At 71.7% G+C, this 14,826-nt stretch carries 13 protein-coding genes; 4 read left to right on the top strand and 9 right to left on the bottom strand.

Going from position 1 to position 14,826, the window contains the following annotated elements; translation table 11 throughout:
* Nucleotides 1–62: 62 nt before the first annotated feature.
* Nucleotides 63–293 (bottom strand): hypothetical protein, encoded by a 231-nt coding sequence (locus IEY82_RS01250; protein WP_189122060.1) that lies wholly within the window; start codon nt 291–293, stop codon nt 63–65.
* A 486-nt stretch (nt 294–779) separates the two neighbouring features.
* Between IEY82_RS01250 and IEY82_RS01245 the strand changes: the two genes are divergently transcribed.
* Complete coding sequence (locus tag IEY82_RS01245) at nt 780–2,849, top strand: sensor histidine kinase (protein ID WP_225261944.1); 2,070 nt, start codon at nt 780–782, stop codon at nt 2,847–2,849.
* A 15-nt stretch (nt 2,850–2,864) separates the two neighbouring features.
* Here the strand turns inward: IEY82_RS01245 and IEY82_RS01240 are convergent, their stop codons facing one another.
* The gene (locus IEY82_RS01240) at nt 2,865–3,818 is read right to left on the bottom strand and encodes an NAD-dependent epimerase/dehydratase family protein (protein WP_189122059.1); all 954 of its coding nucleotides are present in this window, start codon (nt 3,816–3,818) and stop codon (nt 2,865–2,867) included.
* Nucleotides 3,819–3,849: 31 nt separating this feature from the next.
* Nucleotides 3,850–4,833: an anti-sigma factor RsbA family regulatory protein gene (locus IEY82_RS01235; RefSeq protein ID WP_225262136.1), complete on the bottom strand. Its 984-nt coding sequence runs from the start codon at nt 4,831–4,833 to the stop codon at nt 3,850–3,852.
* 243 nt (nt 4,834–5,076) lie between these two features.
* On the opposite strand from IEY82_RS01235, the gene IEY82_RS01230 reads away from it, so the two are divergent.
* The 3 genes from IEY82_RS01230 to gdhA all read left to right on the top strand — a co-directional run bounded on the left by IEY82_RS01230 (nt 5,077) and on the right by gdhA (nt 9,553).
* On the top strand, nt 5,077–6,906 hold the full coding sequence (locus IEY82_RS01230) for a glycoside hydrolase family 15 protein (RefSeq protein ID WP_189122057.1): 1,830 nt from the start codon (nt 5,077–5,079) through the stop codon (nt 6,904–6,906).
* 108 nt (nt 6,907–7,014) lie between these two features.
* Nucleotides 7,015–8,118 (top strand): C45 family autoproteolytic acyltransferase/hydrolase, encoded by a 1,104-nt coding sequence (locus tag IEY82_RS01225; RefSeq protein WP_189122056.1) that lies wholly within the window; start codon nt 7,015–7,017, stop codon nt 8,116–8,118.
* Nucleotides 8,119–8,209: 91 nt separating this feature from the next.
* Complete coding sequence (gene gdhA, locus IEY82_RS01220; protein WP_189122055.1) at nt 8,210–9,553, top strand: NADP-specific glutamate dehydrogenase; 1,344 nt, start codon at nt 8,210–8,212, stop codon at nt 9,551–9,553.
* On the opposite strand, the gene IEY82_RS01215 is transcribed toward gdhA, so the two are convergent.
* From IEY82_RS01215 to IEY82_RS01190, 6 genes are all read right to left on the bottom strand, one after another.
* The gene (locus IEY82_RS01215; protein WP_189122054.1) at nt 9,550–10,383 is read right to left on the bottom strand and encodes an SAM-dependent methyltransferase; all 834 of its coding nucleotides are present in this window, start codon (nt 10,381–10,383) and stop codon (nt 9,550–9,552) included. The two genes, gdhA and IEY82_RS01215, sit on opposite strands and share 4 nt — an antisense overlap.
* 85 nt (nt 10,384–10,468) lie before the next feature.
* Nucleotides 10,469–11,425: a quinone oxidoreductase family protein gene (locus tag IEY82_RS01210; RefSeq protein WP_225261942.1), complete on the bottom strand. Its 957-nt coding sequence runs from the start codon at nt 11,423–11,425 to the stop codon at nt 10,469–10,471.
* Between the two features lie 3 nt (nt 11,426–11,428).
* Complete coding sequence (locus IEY82_RS01205; RefSeq protein ID WP_189122053.1) at nt 11,429–11,788, bottom strand: hypothetical protein; 360 nt, start codon at nt 11,786–11,788, stop codon at nt 11,429–11,431.
* Complete coding sequence (locus IEY82_RS01200; RefSeq protein WP_189122052.1) at nt 11,785–12,648, bottom strand: DODA-type extradiol aromatic ring-opening family dioxygenase; 864 nt, start codon at nt 12,646–12,648, stop codon at nt 11,785–11,787. Before IEY82_RS01200 ends, IEY82_RS01205 begins: the two co-directional genes overlap by 4 nt.
* Complete coding sequence (locus tag IEY82_RS01195; RefSeq protein ID WP_189122051.1) at nt 12,641–13,507, bottom strand: citryl-CoA lyase; 867 nt, start codon at nt 13,505–13,507, stop codon at nt 12,641–12,643. The genes IEY82_RS01200 and IEY82_RS01195 overlap by 8 nt, the downstream gene beginning before the upstream one ends.
* Complete coding sequence (locus tag IEY82_RS01190) at nt 13,500–14,675, bottom strand: CaiB/BaiF CoA transferase family protein (protein ID WP_189122050.1); 1,176 nt, start codon at nt 14,673–14,675, stop codon at nt 13,500–13,502. The genes IEY82_RS01195 and IEY82_RS01190 overlap by 8 nt, the downstream gene beginning before the upstream one ends.
* Between the last annotated feature and the right edge of the window lie 151 nt (nt 14,676–14,826).

The following is a 14,826-nucleotide window of genomic DNA, read 5'->3' as shown; positions in this document are numbered from 1 at the left end:
CTCGCCGTCGAGCAATCAGCTGCTGTCACATTCGTAGATCGTAGGGCGGTTGCAAACTCCCGCTATCGTCTCGCGTCGGCGATGAGCGGCAGTGTGCCGAGTCGCTGTTCGATATGGGTGGCGACGAAAGAAGGGACCTCTGCTTCGGCCTTGACCTGTGGCCAGGTGTCCACCATTGCGGCCACGGTCCCGCGCACGACACTCGCTACCAGATCCGCGTCGAGACCGGCACCGCCCGCGAGTCTCCGGAAATTGTCCATGGTGACGAGCTTCGCCACCTTGCCGCCGTTCACGGCGAACGCCAGCGTTTCCGAGCGGAAGTCGTCGTAGGACGAAACGGAGACGAAGTCATAGGCCGGGGAGAGCCGCGAGCCCTGCCCACGTCAGCATGGAGTACTCGTTGGCTGGAACCTCGCGAAGGCGCCGGTCGGGAAGCTTGACGATCCAGTCGCCCCCCTGTCCCGGCACGTGTGGATCGCAATCGTCCGGTAACACTCCACCTTCGCCGGGCAGCCGCTCCACCTGCGCCGCGACGAGGGCATGCCGTTTGCCGCGATCATCGGCCGGTGGGCCGGCCAGTCGGGGTGAAGGCGTTCTCGGGGAACCGGCACAGACCTTGTCTGCCTAACTGGGGGAATTATTACGATAAAAGCGTCATAATCCTGTCCAGTGGGCCGCGCCGCACACTGAAGAGACAGGACCAGGATGGCCAGATTCGCCATGATCGCCGGGTGTGCCACGTTATCAGGCATCGGCACGCCCGCCGGAACGGCCCGCTGATGACGATGCCCCAGAGCTCCGACGACGTCGGAGTCACTCCGGCGCGGGTCGTGGCCGTCGTCATGGCCGTGGTGTCCCCCGCGCTCGCCGTGACCGCGCTGGTGATCTGGGCCAGGCTGCCCGAGGCGTGGACACCGGCCGGCGCCACCGTGACCCCGCAGTCGGCCGTCTCCCTGACGTTCCCCGCGGTCGGCGCGTTCCTCATCTACCACCGGCCCCGGCTGAACATGGCGTGGCTGATGTCCGTGGGCGGGCTGGGCGGTGCGATCAGCGACGTCTCGCAGGCGCTCATGCTGCGGGCCGCCGCCGACGGGGAACTGGTCCTGGCCTCGTGGCTGAAGTTTCCGGGCCAGGCCGGTTGGGCGGTGTGCGGCTTCACGCTGACCATGCTGCTGCCGTTGTGGTCGCCCGTCGGCCGGTTGCCCTCGCCGCGCTGGCGGCTCGTCCTGGTGCTGGGCGGGGCCGCCCTCACCGTCGCGTCGCTGCGCGCGCTCCTGCGCCCGGATCCGCCGCTGGAGGTCTATCCGTTCCCCGCGGTCATCCCCAACGTGCTCCAGCTCCCCGCGATCGCACCGTACGACCGCCTCATCTTCACGCTCGCCTGGACGTTCATCTACACCGCGATGGTGCTGTCGGCCCTGTCCCTGGCGCTGCGCCTGAAGCGCGCCGACCCGATCGGCAGGCGGCAGATCGGCTGGCCGCTGCTCGCGTTCACCGGCTACATCGTGTTCCTGATCCTGGGCCAGTTCGTGCCGGTGCTGGCGTGGCCGGCGATCATCTGGGCGGGGCTCATCCCGGTCGCCGTCGCGTTCGCGGTGACGCGCTACCGGCTCTACGGCATCGACACCGTGATCAGCCGGACGTTCGTGGCGGCCGGGCTGCTGATCGTGATCAGCGCCGTCTACTTCGGCGTCGGCGCGCTGTCCAGCCTCGTGCTCTCCGGCTACGACCAGCTCGCCGGGCTCGCCTCCGCCCTGTTCGCGGGCGCGTTCTTCCAGCCGCTGCGGCGCCTGCTGCAACGGCTGGTCGACCATCTGCTGTACGGCAGGGTCGGCGATCCCCGCGTGCTGGCCGAGCGGCTGACGCAGGCGGTGCGGCGGGGCGACCCCGCCGAGGCGCTGACCTCGGTGGTGAGCGTGCTGCGCGACGGCCTGGCGGTCGAGGGCGTCGCCGTGGAGGTGACCGACGGCGAGCCCCGCTACGTGGAGAACGGCCGGGTGGGCGAAGATCCCCGGGAGGTGCCGCTGGTCTGGCACGGCGAGATGGTGGGCCGGCTGCTCGTCGGCCCGCCGGGCCCGCGCCGCTTCCCCGCCGCCCACAACGAGCGGGTGCTGTCCACACTCACCCCGTACGCGGCCGACGTGGCCCACGCGGTGCGCATGGCGGCCGACCTGCAACGTTCCAGGGAACGCATCCTGTCCACCCGCGAGGAGGAACGCCGCCGGCTGCGGCGCGACCTGCACGACGGGCTCGGCCAGACCCTGTCGGCCATGGCCATGACCATCAACATCGCCCGGAGCAGGCTGAAGAAGTCGCCCGAGTCGGCCGACGCGCTGCTGCGGGACCTGCGCTCCGGCATGGACGCGGTCGCCGGCGACATCCGCGAGCTGGTCTACGGCCTGCGCCCGCCCGCCCTCGACGACCTCGGCCTGGCCCGGGCCGTCCGGGCGCTCGCCGGGCAGTCCTCACCCGGCACCGAGATCGAGGTGGCGGTCGACGGGGACCTGTCCGACCTGCCGGCGGCCGTCGAGGTGGCGGTCTACCGGATCGTCCAGGAGGCTCTCACCAACATCCGCCGGCACGCCGACGCGACCCGCGCCGACATCGTCCTCCAGCGGGAGCGGTCGGTGCTGCGGGTGCTGATCAGCGACGACGGCCGCGGCCTGCCCGAGGAGCGGCGGGCCGGCGTCGGCCTCAGCTCGATGCGCGAACGCGCCGCCGAACTCGGCGGCATCTGCGTCGTCAGCGGGGTGCCGGACGCCGGGACCCGGGTCGAGGTCATGCTGCCGCTCCTCGCGACGGCGGTGGAGCCCCGGACCGAGCGGCTCGACCCACTGGACAGGCGCTGACGGTGCGCCGGCCGGTCAGCGGGTGATGACGCCCGAGGCGACGAGCCAGTCGACGGCCTCGGCGATGGCTTCGAGCGAGGTGTGGCGCGGCCGGTGACCGAGCAGCCGCTCGGCCTTCTCCATGCTGCAGTGGGGGCTGTGCGCGAGGTGGTCGTAGGTGACGCGGGCGTCCTCCTCCGACACCGTGCCGCGCCACTGCTCCCACGGCAGGTAGGCGAGCCGCGCCTCCTGCCCGAACCAGCCAGCCACCGCCTCGGCGTAGCCGCGCAGCGTCAGGGCGGTGGTGGCCACGGAGTGGAAGCCGGCGCCCACGGCGACCGACGGACTGTCGAGCGCCGCCATGAACAGCCGGGCCACGTCGTCGGCGTGCACGTGCTGGACGGTCTCCATGCCCAGGTTGGGCAGGACGACCTCGGCCCCGTCGGCCAGGGCCTGGAACACGGCGGGGTTGACGTTGCCCGCCGGGTTGACCGGCACCCAGCCGGGGCCGGTGATGTGGCCGGGGTGGATGACCGTGGCCGGGAAGCCGTCGCGCTGGGCCCGGTCGAGCAGGTAGGACTCGATGGCGGCCTTCTGTCTGCCGTACTCGCCGATCGGTCGCTTCGGCCGGTCCTCGGTGGTGGGCACCCGCGTGCTGGGGCCGTGCACCCAGATCGTGCCGCAGTGGAGGAAGTGGCGGACCCGGCCGGTCAGCGCGGTCGCGAGCTGGCGCGCGCTGGACTCGCGGAAGCAGATCAGGTCGATGACGGCGTCGCCCTCCAGGTCGGCGACGCGCCGGCCGAACGTGCCGTCGGCCTCCTCCGCCTCGCGGTCGGCGGTGACCGCCGTGACCCGCTGCCAGGCGCCGTGCGGAGTGTACGGCTCGCGCTTGCCCCTGCTCACCGTGACCACGTCGTGGCCCGCGTCGACCAGCCGGGGCACCAGGTAGGTGCCGATGTGGCCGCTGGCGCCGATCAGCACGACTCGCATGCGCTCACCCCTGCCTCGTGGGTCCCGGATGTCAGGTGCGGCGAAGGCGCAGCCGTACCTGGGTGCCCGCCTGGCCGGTGCGCACCTCCACCAGGTCGCACAGCTGGCGCGCCACCCACAGGCCGTAGCCGCGGGCGGTCGCCGAGGTGGGCGGCAGGTAGCCGGCGAAGAGCTCCAACCCCTCGCCGTCGGGCCGTCCCGCGTCGCGGATGTCGCAGCAGATCGAGTCGTCCTCGGTCCACAGCAGGATGTCGCCGCGCCCGCCGCCGTGCTCGACCGCGTTGGCGGCCACCTCGTTGACCACGATCACCAGCCGGTCGGCCGTCTCGGCGGGCAGCTCGCCGGCCGCCGCCCACGCGGTCACGTACTGCCGCAGGAGGCGGAGGTCGGCGTCGAACACGTGTCTGGTGCCGTAGTCCTGGCCCGGTGGCGGCAGCGGCAGCAGGTCCCTGGAGTGGCCGAACTCCGACGGCTCGGTGTAGGCCGGGCTGACGGTCGTGCCGTGTCCCGTGACCAGCTCGGGGTGGGTGCGCCGGGCGTCGTCGACGATGTGGCGGGGCAGCGCCCGCGTGTCGTAGGTACACATGATCCACACCGGGCTGCCGGCGAAGGCCGCGTTGAGCATGGACTCGTACCGGGTCCACTCCGCCTCCTGCGCCCGGTCGCGCCCTCGCCAGACCGGCTCTCCGAGCATTCGGACGCGAGGGTGGTCGAGCTGGTGGGTGTTGACGTAGCGACCGCAGGCGTCGAGCGTGCGGCCCGGCGCGTCGTACCACTCGAGAGCGTTGACGAGCTCGACCCGCGCGGCGTCGGCGCCGAGGACGTCCTCCAGCGCCTCGATGTTCGGCGGCGTGACCACGGCCATGATCCTGTCGCCCCGCGCGAGGCCGTCGAGGCAGAAGCGGGCGGCCGCGGCGGCGAACGTCTCGATGCCGTCGTAAAGCAGCGCCTGGTGGATCAGCGTGGACGCCGGGTCGCTCGCAGCGGGATTGGAACCCTCCTCCGCCTGGCGCATCACGTATTCATCCCCGGCCGAAACTGTAATTCTCTCGCCTGCACTGTACCTTTTCTACCCCCATACGCCTAGGGAATCGCTCACACAAGAGATGTCTGGTCTCAAATCCGGAGAAGACCGGCAAGTGGAAGATCTGCCCGCCTTTGACGTACGCCAGATCCAGCGCCAGGCCGGACCCGCATACCTTGAGGGGCAGACCTTTAGGGACAGACCTTTAGGGACAGACAGGGAGAAAGGGCGGTCATGACTGCTGGTGAGCCCGGCCACGCCGGCGAGTCCCGCTACCTGCCGATCGGCGACCACGGCCTCATCGGCGACCTGCGGACCGTCGCGCTCGTGGGGACGAACGGCACCGTCGACTGGTACTGCTGCCCGCGTTTCGACGCCCCCAGCGTGTTCGCCTCGATCCTCGACGCCGACCGGGGCGGTTCGTTCGAACTGGCCGCCGACACCCCGGCCCGGACCAAGCAGTTCTACTTCCCCGACACCAACGTCCTCATCACCCGGTTCTTCGCCGACGACGGGGTGGGCGAGATCCAGGACTTCATGCCCGTCGCGGACGACTCGCGCGAGGCCGACCGGCACCGGATGATCCGCCGGGTGTCCTGCGTCCGCGGCACGCTCCCGTTCCGCGCCCGGGTGGCGCCCCGCTTCGACTACGCGAGGCAGCCGCACACCGTGCGGGAGGAGACCGGCGGTCTGCTGTTCGAGTCGCCGGCACTGTCCCTCTCCCTGAGCTCCAGCGTGCCGATCGAGACCGACGGGCAGGACGCGCGGGCGCGGTTCACCCTCGGCGAGGGAGAACAGGCGGTGTTCGCGCTCGACCGGGTCGGCGACGGCCTCTCAGCCCGCGGCTGCCCGCTCGCGGAGGCCGAGAGCGAGTTCGCCGCCACGGTCCGCTACTGGCGGCGCTGGCTGTCGGCCTCGCGCTACCGAGGCCGGTGGCGCGAGGTGGTGCACCGCTCGGCGCTCACGCTGAAGCTGCTCACCTACGCGCCGACCGGCGGGATCGTCGCCGCGCCGACGACCAGCCTGCCCGAGCGGATCGGCGGCGAGCGCAACTGGGACTACCGCTACGTGTGGATCCGCGACGCCGCGTTCTGCGTCTACGCGCTGCTCAGGCTGGGCTTCACCGACGAGGCGGAGTCCTTCATGGGCTTCCTGTCCGCGCACGTGCCGCTCAGCAGCGACAGCGGCACCGGCCCGCTGCAGATCATGTACGGCATCGACGGCCGCAGCGACCTGCCCGAGGAGGAGCTCCACCACCTGGAGGGCTACCGGGCCTCCGCTCCGGTGCGGATCGGCAACGCCGCGGCCGACCAGCTCCAGCTCGACATCTACGGGGCGCTCATCGACTCCATCTACCTCTACAACAAGTGGGGCGACCCGATCGCCAGCGACCGCTGGGACGAGCTCTGCACCCTGGTCGAATGGGTCTGCCTGCACTGGGACCAGCCCGACGAGGGTATCTGGGAGACCCGCGGCGGGCGCCGGAACTTCGTCTACTCGCGGCTGATGTGCTGGGTGGCCATCGAACGCGCCATGCGGGTGGCGATCCAGCGCGGGCTGCCCGCCGACATCCCGCGCTGGCGCGAGGCCCGCGACGCGATCTACCAGCAGATCATGCGGCGCGGCTGGTCGGCCGAGCTCGGGGCGTTCGTCCAGCAGTTCGACGAGGACGTGCTGGACGCCTCGATCCTGATGATGCCGCTGGCCAAGTTCGTCTCGCCGACGGACCCCAAGTGGCTGTCCACCCTCGACGCGCTCGGCCACGGGCTGGTCTCCGACTCGCTGGTCTACCGCTACGACCCGGAGATCAGCCCCGACGGCCTGCGGGGACCGGAGGGCACGTTCTCGATCTGCTCGTTCTGGTACGTCGAGGCGCTGGCCCGCGCCGGCCGCGTCGACGAGGCCCGCCTGGCCTTCGAGAAGATGCTGACGTACGCCAACCACCTGGGCCTGTACGCCGAGGAGATCGGCCACACCGGCGAGCAGCTCGGCAACTTCCCGCAGGCCATCACCCACCTCGCGCTGATCAGCGCGGCCTTCAACCTCGACCACGCCCTCGGTTAGGGCCCTCGGTTAGGGCCCGTGAGATATTGGGCCCGTGGCCTCGACGGGAGCACGTCGCGGGCCGCCCACGGCCCCCCGGCGGACTGAGCGCGTCGAGGGAGGACGGCTGTGCGGCTGCACGAGCACGACAGCAGGGGGCGTGGCTCGCCGGAGCGCGGACGGGAGTTCGGGCGGGTGTGGGCCTCGCGGATCCACGCGGCGATCGCCGCCTACCGGCGCCACTACCTCCAGCTCGGCATCGCCCCCGAGACCAGCGCCGCCGTCGCCGAGAAGTCCTGCCAGGCCCTCTTCGCCTGGCATCCCGCGCTGGGCGACGAGCTGGAGTCGATCGCCGCCGGGGCCGGGATCACGGTCGTCGAGCTGGGGCTGCTCAACTCGCGTACCGAGATCCTCGCCGTCGCGCCGCCCCAGGGCGACGGCGAGTGCTCCACGGTGGTGCGGGCCGGCGCGGCAGGCGGTCCGCCGGTCGCCTTCCAGACCTGGGACTGGCACCCCCGCCTGGTGCCCGACGCCGCGCTCTGGCGCTACTCGCCGGCGCCCGGACGCTGGGTCAAGACGTTCACCGAGCCGGGCATGCTGGCGAAGATCGGCCTCAACAGCGCCGGGCTGGGCGCCAACTTCAACTTCCTGCACCATCGCGCCGACGGCTCCGGGGACGGCGTGCCCGTGCACGCGATCGCCCGCCGCATCCTCGACGAGGCCGGCACCGTGCGTGAGGCCGTCGACCTGGCCCGCTCGGCCCGGGTCAGCGCCTCGACCGCGATCACCGTGACCGCCGTCGCCCCGGCAGCCGAGGCGGTCTCGATCGAACTCACCCCGGCCGGCGCGGTGGTGATCCCGGTGCGGGCGGACGGCTGGCTGATCCGGACCAACCACCTGCTCGGCGCCGAGTTCCGCGACGCCGACGTCCGGCAGCCGACCAGCACCTCGCTGCCCCGCTACGAGCACCTGGACAAGGCGCTCGCCGCCGGCGTCCCGGACGGCGTTTCGGACGGCGTTTCGGACGGCGGCCTGCCTGAGCTGGCCGGGCGGCTCTGCGGCGAGGCCGGTGCCGGGGCCCCCATCTGCATGCGCGAGGACCCCCGGCTGCCCGAACCCGCCCGCCGGCGCACGATGCTCACGATCCGCCTGGACCACGCGGGCGGGGCCATCGAGTACTGGCCGGGCAGCCCGGCGGCCGCGGCCGAGGCGGGACACGCCCGCCGCTTCTGAGCCATGGGGGATCATGATCCGGACCCCCGGAGCCGAGCGGTTCCGAGCACCCCCTAGAGTGAGATGAACCGGGAATGAGCTGGGAGAATCCGTGCTGCACGAGAAACTGTCGTCGATCTATGACAACGTCCTCCGCCGCAACCCCGGTGAGATCGAGTTTCACCAGGCGGTGCGCGAGGTGCTGGAGAGCATCGGCCCGGTCCTGGGCAAGCACCCCGAATACGCGCAATCCAAGATCATCGAGCGCATCTGCGAGCCCGAGCGGCAGATCATCTTCCGGGTGCCGTGGGAGGACGACCAGGGCGAGGTCCACATCAACCGTGGCTTCCGGGTCGAGTTCAACAGCGCGCTCGGGCCGTTCAAGGGCGGGCTGCGCTTCCACCCGTCCGTCTACCTGGGCATCGTGAAGTTCCTCGGCTTCGAGCAGATCTTCAAGAACAGCCTGACCGGCCTGCCCATCGGCGGCGGCAAGGGCGGCTCCGACTTCGACCCCAAGGGCCGGTCCGAGCGCGAGGTCATGCGCTTCTGCCAGAGCTTCATGACCGAGCTCTACCGCCACATCGGCGAATACACCGACGTGCCCGCGGGTGACATCGGCGTCGGCGGGCGCGAGGTCGGCTTCCTGTTCGGCCAGTACAAACGCATCACCAACCGCTACGAGTCCGGCGTGATCACCGGCAAGGGCCTCGCCTACGGCGGCGCCCAGGTCCGCACCGAGGCCACCGGCTACGGCTGCGCCTTCTTCGTCGAGGAGATGCTGAAGGCACGCGGCACCTCCTTCGGCGGCAAGCGGGTCGTGGTCTCCGGCTCCGGCAACGTCGCCATCTACACCATCGAGAAGGTCGAGCAGCTCGGCGGCCTGGTGGTCGCCTGCTCCGACTCCTCCGGCTACGTCATCGACGAGAAGGGCATCGACCTGCGGCTGCTCAAGCAGATCAAGCAGGTCGAGCGCGGCCGGCTCGACGCCTACGCCGCCCGCCGCGGCGACCACGTCGTGTTCGTGCCGGGCCACAGCGTGTGGGAGGTGCCCTGCGAGGTGGCGATGCCGTCCGCCACGCAGAACGAGATCACCGGCCGCGACGCCGCGGCCCTGGTCGAGGGCGGCTGCCTGGCGGTCGGCGAGGGCGCCAACATGCCGACCACGCCCGAGGCCATCAAGGTGTTCCTGGACGCGGGGGTCGCCTTCGGGCCGGGCAAGGCCGCCAACGCCGGCGGCGTCGCGACCAGCGCCCTGGAGATGCAGCAGAACGCCAGCCGCGACTCCTGGACCTTCGAGTTCTCCGAGCACCGGCTCCAGGAGATCATGCGCGACATCCACGGCCGCTGCCTGGAGACCGCCGACGAGTACGGCATGCCCGGCAACTACGTGGCGGGCGCCAACATCGACGGCTTCCGCCGGGTCGGCGACGCGATGCTGGCCCTCGGCCTGATCTAGCCGAGGTCGCGCGCTCCCGGCTCCGGCTTGCGGGCGACTCCGGCGACGACCCACGCCTTCCGCGCCTCCTCCTCCGACACCGGTGTCTCCGGCCGCCACTGGCGGACGTAGACCAGGCCCGGATCGACGAGTTCGAGCCCGTCGAAGAAGCGGGCGACCTGGGCGCGGGTGCGCGGGCCGCCGTCGGGGCGGCCGAGCGCCTCCCGGTAGATGTCGGCGACCTGCTCCGCGATGTCCGGGCGGGTGTCCAACACGGCATGGGTGAGGCAGAGGTAGCTGCCGGCCGGCAGCCGCTCACACAGCCGCGCCACGTTCTCGAACGGCTGGTCGGAGTCGGGGATGTACTGCAGTGAGCCCACGATCAGCACGGCCACCGGCCGGTCGAGGTCGATCAGCCGCCGCAGGCCGGGGTCGTCGATCAGCTCGCCGGGGCGAAGGACGCCCCCCTCGACCACGCCGGTCTGCTCGTTGGTGGCGAGGATCGCCCGCGAGTGGCTGAGCACGACCGGGTCGTCGGCGACGTAGACGACGTGGCTGTCGGGGGCGAGCGACTGCGCGATCTCGTGCAGGTGGTGGTCGGTGGGCAGCCACGGGCCGACGTGGACGAACTGCCTGACGCCCCGCCCGACGAGGTGGCGGACGGCCCGGTCGCGCCACGCCTGGACCTCCTCGCCCATGAGCCTGGCCTCCGGGGCGAGGGCGAGCACCTTGTCGACGGCCTCGCGATCGGCCGCGAAGTTGTCCTTGCCACCCAGGAAGTAGTCGTTCATGCGGGCGACATTGGGGGTGCCGGCCGCCACGTGTGGCGGCCGCTGGGGGGCGTCACTCATCCGTGATCTCCATGTTTCCGGCATGTGAGGAGGACGCTACCAGGTCGTCCGCGAAGTGCATGATTGAACCGTTTTGTCCCCCGGATCAGCGCAGGGTGAGGACGATCCGGCCGCTCGCCGAGCCGTCGGCCTGGCGGGTCCAGGCCGGCCCGGCGGCGTCGAACGGCACGACCTCGTGGGCGACGGCCAGCCGCCCCCGCGCGGCGTGCGTGGCCACCGTGGCCACCGCCGCGGCGCGCTGCCCGGAGGTCAGCTCGTTGTTGGTGTAGCCGAGCAGCCGCAGCGACCGGCTGCGCAGCGTGGCCGAGTCGAGCGGGCACGTCTCCGAGGCCGAGCCGCCGAGATTGACCAGCCGGCCGCCCGTCCGCAGCGTACGCGCGGCAGCCGCCGCCGGCGGGCCGAACAACGGGTCGAGGACCAGGTCGGCCGGTCCGTCGATGACCGCCTCGAACCGGGCCGCGAGCTCGGCCACGTCGTCGGTGTCGAGCGCGACGACGGCGTCGGCGCCGGCCTCCGCCGCCCGTTCGCGCCCCGCCGCCGAGCGCGCGGCCGCGACGACCCGGCGCGCGCCGGCGATGCGGGCCAGCTGGACGGCCGCCTGCCCCACCACGCCTCCCGCGCCCAGCACGATGACCTGCTCGCCGGCCGCCAGCTCGCCCCGCCAGGTGAGCGCCAGGTACGCGGCGACCGCCGACAGGCCGAGCGCGGCGACGGCAATCGGATCGGCCTCCTCGGGCAGCTCGACGAGGTCGGCCTCGGGCACCCGGACGACCTCCGCCATGCTGCCGTCACCCGGGGCCATCCCGGCCGAGGTGGGGAACCACACCAGGCGACCGCCGGCCGTCCCGACCCCCTGCACCCCCGGCACGTACGGAGTCGACGGCGTGCCGAAGTAGGACGTGCCGCTCGCGCAGAGCACGTCCAGCGGGGTGATGGGGGCGGCGAGGACCTCGACCAGGGCCTCGCCCGCGCCGGGCGCCGGGGCGGGCCGCTCGGACACCACGGGCGGCCGGCCGGGACGCCGGATCTCCAGTGCGCGCACGACTCAGGTCGCGATGTCGGGATAGGGCAGGCTCAGGTGGGAGAGCCGCCGGGCGTACTCGGTCTGGAACCCCAGCGGCTCGTGGTCGCGTTCGAACATGGCGATGAACAGCGTCAGCGTGAGGAACGGATGCGCGCCGAGCTCGAACAGCCTCGGATAGTCGTGCGCGGCCAGCGCCTCACGTTCCACGTCGTCGAAGCGCAGCCAGGTGGACGACTCGCCCTCGTGGCAGCCGAGGATGCGGTTGGCGTAGTCGGCCTCCCACATCTCCACCGTGGCCCGCGGCTCCTCCCGGTAGCGCTCCACCAGCTCCGGATCGCGGTCGACGGTGAACAGGAACTTGTTCAGCAGGTACTTGCTCATGCCTGCCCTCCGTTCGGATACCAGGTGAAGTAGGCCTCCATGGTGTGGAACAGATCGTAGGTGTCGACGTAGTCGGCCTTCCGGCCCTCGCCCGCGACGCCCATCATCAGCATGAAGTCCATGAAGCCGTGCGTGGCGTTGCCCGGCAGGTGCAGGCTGTCGAGGGTGACCTCGGCCAGGCAGCCCTCGATGTCGCCGGTCGAGATCCACTCGACGGCCTTGCGGTCGAACTCGGGGTCGGGCCCGTGCGGGCCGAACTGTCGCGGCCCGCCGAGCTCCAGCGACAGGTGCCCGGTGCCGATGACCGCGACCCGCCTGTCCGCCGGCCACGACTCGACGAGCTCCCGGATGGTCTGCCCGAGCTGCACGAACCGTTTCGGCCGTGGCAGGGGCGGGGCGAAGATGTTGGTGTAGACGGGCACGATCGGCAGGTCGTTCTGCGGGCGCAGGGTGATGATCGGGCAGGTGATCGAGTGGTCGATCCGCAGCTCGTTGGAGAACGCCAGGTCGAACCCCGCGTCGAGCCCTTCGCGCAGCACGTGCGAGGACAGGTCCTCCTGGCCCTTGAACAGCATCCGGGGCAGGCCGAACTCACGTTCCTCGTTGTAGAAGTTCGCGTCGTAGAAGGGGGCCTTGCCGACCAGGAACTGCGGCATGTTGTCCAGCCACAGCTGGTGGAAGTGGTCGGAGCCGACCATGACCAGCACGTCGGGACGGGCCCTGGTCAGGGTCTCCCGGAACGCCTCCACCTTGCGCACCCACTCGTCCGCGAACGGGGGACGGTCCTCCCCGGTGGCGGTGCTGGCGCGGTAGTAGAAGGGGTGGTGAGTGGACGCGATCACCGCGACCAGTTCAGCCATGCGAACCTCCAGGGGGGTACGGCTCGGGGGCGACGGACCGGTTGTTCAGGTCCACCGACAGGAAGATCTCGTTCGCGACCGGGCGGCGCAGCTCCTCGGCGAGCTGCCCGATCAGTCCGGCGGTCCTGGCCAGCAGGGCGAAGCCGCGCAGCAGCTCCAGCGGCAGGCCGAGATCGGCGAGGGCCGCGCCGCAGACGCCGGCCCCGTTCAGCGGCAGCCTCTTGCCCAGCACCTCGGGATGGACCCGGCCGATCGCGGCGAACAGCGACAGGTGCGGCCCGTACAGGCCCTCCTCGGCGGCGATCCGGAACAACCGCGCGGTGCGTGGATCGCCCTGCTTGTGCACGTGGTGGCCGAGGCCGGGCACGAACCTGTTCGCCTCCCGCTGGGCGCGCACGGTGCGCAGGGCCAGGGCGTCCCAGCCGTCGTCGTCGGCCGGCGGCGGGTCGCACGAGGCCAGCACGTCGTGCAGGAACCGGCCGCAGTCCTCGGTGACGCCCAGGAAGCGCGACCCGCCGCCGAGCAGCCCGGCGGCGAGCGCGCCCTGGATCGAGTCGGGCGCCGACAGGTAGGTCAGCCGGGTCACGATCGCGGTGGGCGTGAAGCCGTGGTCGGCGAGTGCGGCCAGCACGGCCTCGAACACCCGGGTCTCTCCCGGTGTGGGCCGCCGCTGGGTCGCCAGCCAGAAGGCCAGCTCGCCGAACCCGACCTGGCCCATGACGTCCTCGGCCAGGTCGTGGCCGAGCAGCGTGATCGTCTCCAGCGACGACGCGCCGAGCGCGGTGGGGTAGTCGGGCCGCTCCGTCTGTCCTCCCGGCTCCGGCTCCGGCCGGCGCGGCTGGCCCGCGTGTTCAGTCATCGCCGTCCTCCCGTGGGGTGGTCAGCCAGGCGCGCAGCTCGGCGCCGTGCTCGTCGAGCTCGGGCGGCGGCAGCGCGTAGCCGACCGGCGTCTCGGAGAACCGGATCGGATGCCGGGTCGTAGGGATCGCCCGCTCACCCTCGCCGACCTCGACGATCGGGTCCAGCCCGAACCGTTCGGCCATCGCGAAGCCGCCGTCGATGGTGTTGATCGGCCCGCTCGGCACCCCCGCCTCGACCAGCAGCTCGAACCACTCGACCGCGCCCCGCTTGGTGAGCTGCTCGACCAGGATCGGGCGCAGCTCGTCGCGGCGCGCGGTGCGGCCGGCGTTGCGGGCGAAGCGCGGGTCGTCCGCGATCTCCGGGATGCCGAGCACCTCGCAGAGCCTGCGGAACTGGCCGTCGTTCGCGGCGGCGACGATGATGTCGTTGTCGGCGGTGGGCAGCGGCTCGTACGGGAAGACGCTCGGGTGCGCGTTGCCCATCCGGTAGGGGACGACCCCGCCGGACACGTACGCGGAGCTGTGGTTGACCAGCCCGGTGAGCGCCGACGACAGCAGGTTGACCTCGACGTGCTGTCCTCGCCCGGTCGCGTCGCGGTGCCGCAACGCGGCCAGGATGCCGATGACGGCGTGGTTGCCGGCCATCACGTCGAACACCGAGATGCCGGCCCGGTACGGCGGCCCGTCCGGCTCCCCGGTCAGGCTCATCAGGCCGGACATGGCCTGCACCATCAGGTCGTAGCCGGGCACGTGCCGGCCCGCTCCCGAGCCGAACCCGCTGATGGAGGCGTACACGACGCCGGAGTTGCCGGCCCGCACGGTCTCGAAGTCCAGCCCGTACTTGGCCAGGCCGCCCGGTTTGAAGTTCTCGATCAGCACGTCGGCGCGGCGGGCCAGCTCCCGCGCCACCCGGGCGTCGGCCTCGTCACGCAGGTCGAGCGCGATGGACCGCTTCCCGCGGTTGACTCCGAGGTAGTAGGTCGACACGTCGCCGCGCACCGGCGGGGTCCAGGAGCGGGTGTCGTCGCCCTTCGGCCCCTCCACCTTGACGACCTGGGCGCCCATGTCCGCCAGCAGCATCGTGGCGTACGGGCCCGCCAGGACCCGGGAGAAGTCGGCCACCAGCACGCCGGACAGCGGCCCCCCGGTGACGGCGTTGTCTGTCATCCAGCTCAGTCCTCTGCTCCGCACAACGGACACCTGTCCGCTGAAGCGATTCTGGGTATCCAGCGGGCCAAGGTCAAGCCTTGACAGCCGGACCGGCGCTCATCAGAGTTACGGCGAACAGCGGTGACCGCATGACGGACAATCGTTCGCA

Source organism: Nonomuraea cavernae (assembly GCF_014646355.1).
GTDB classification, from domain to species: Bacteria; Actinomycetota; Actinomycetes; order Streptosporangiales; family Streptosporangiaceae; genus Nonomuraea; species Nonomuraea cavernae.
Note: the sequence above shows the minus strand (reverse complement) of the source record. Positions and strands in the feature narration are given on the sequence as shown.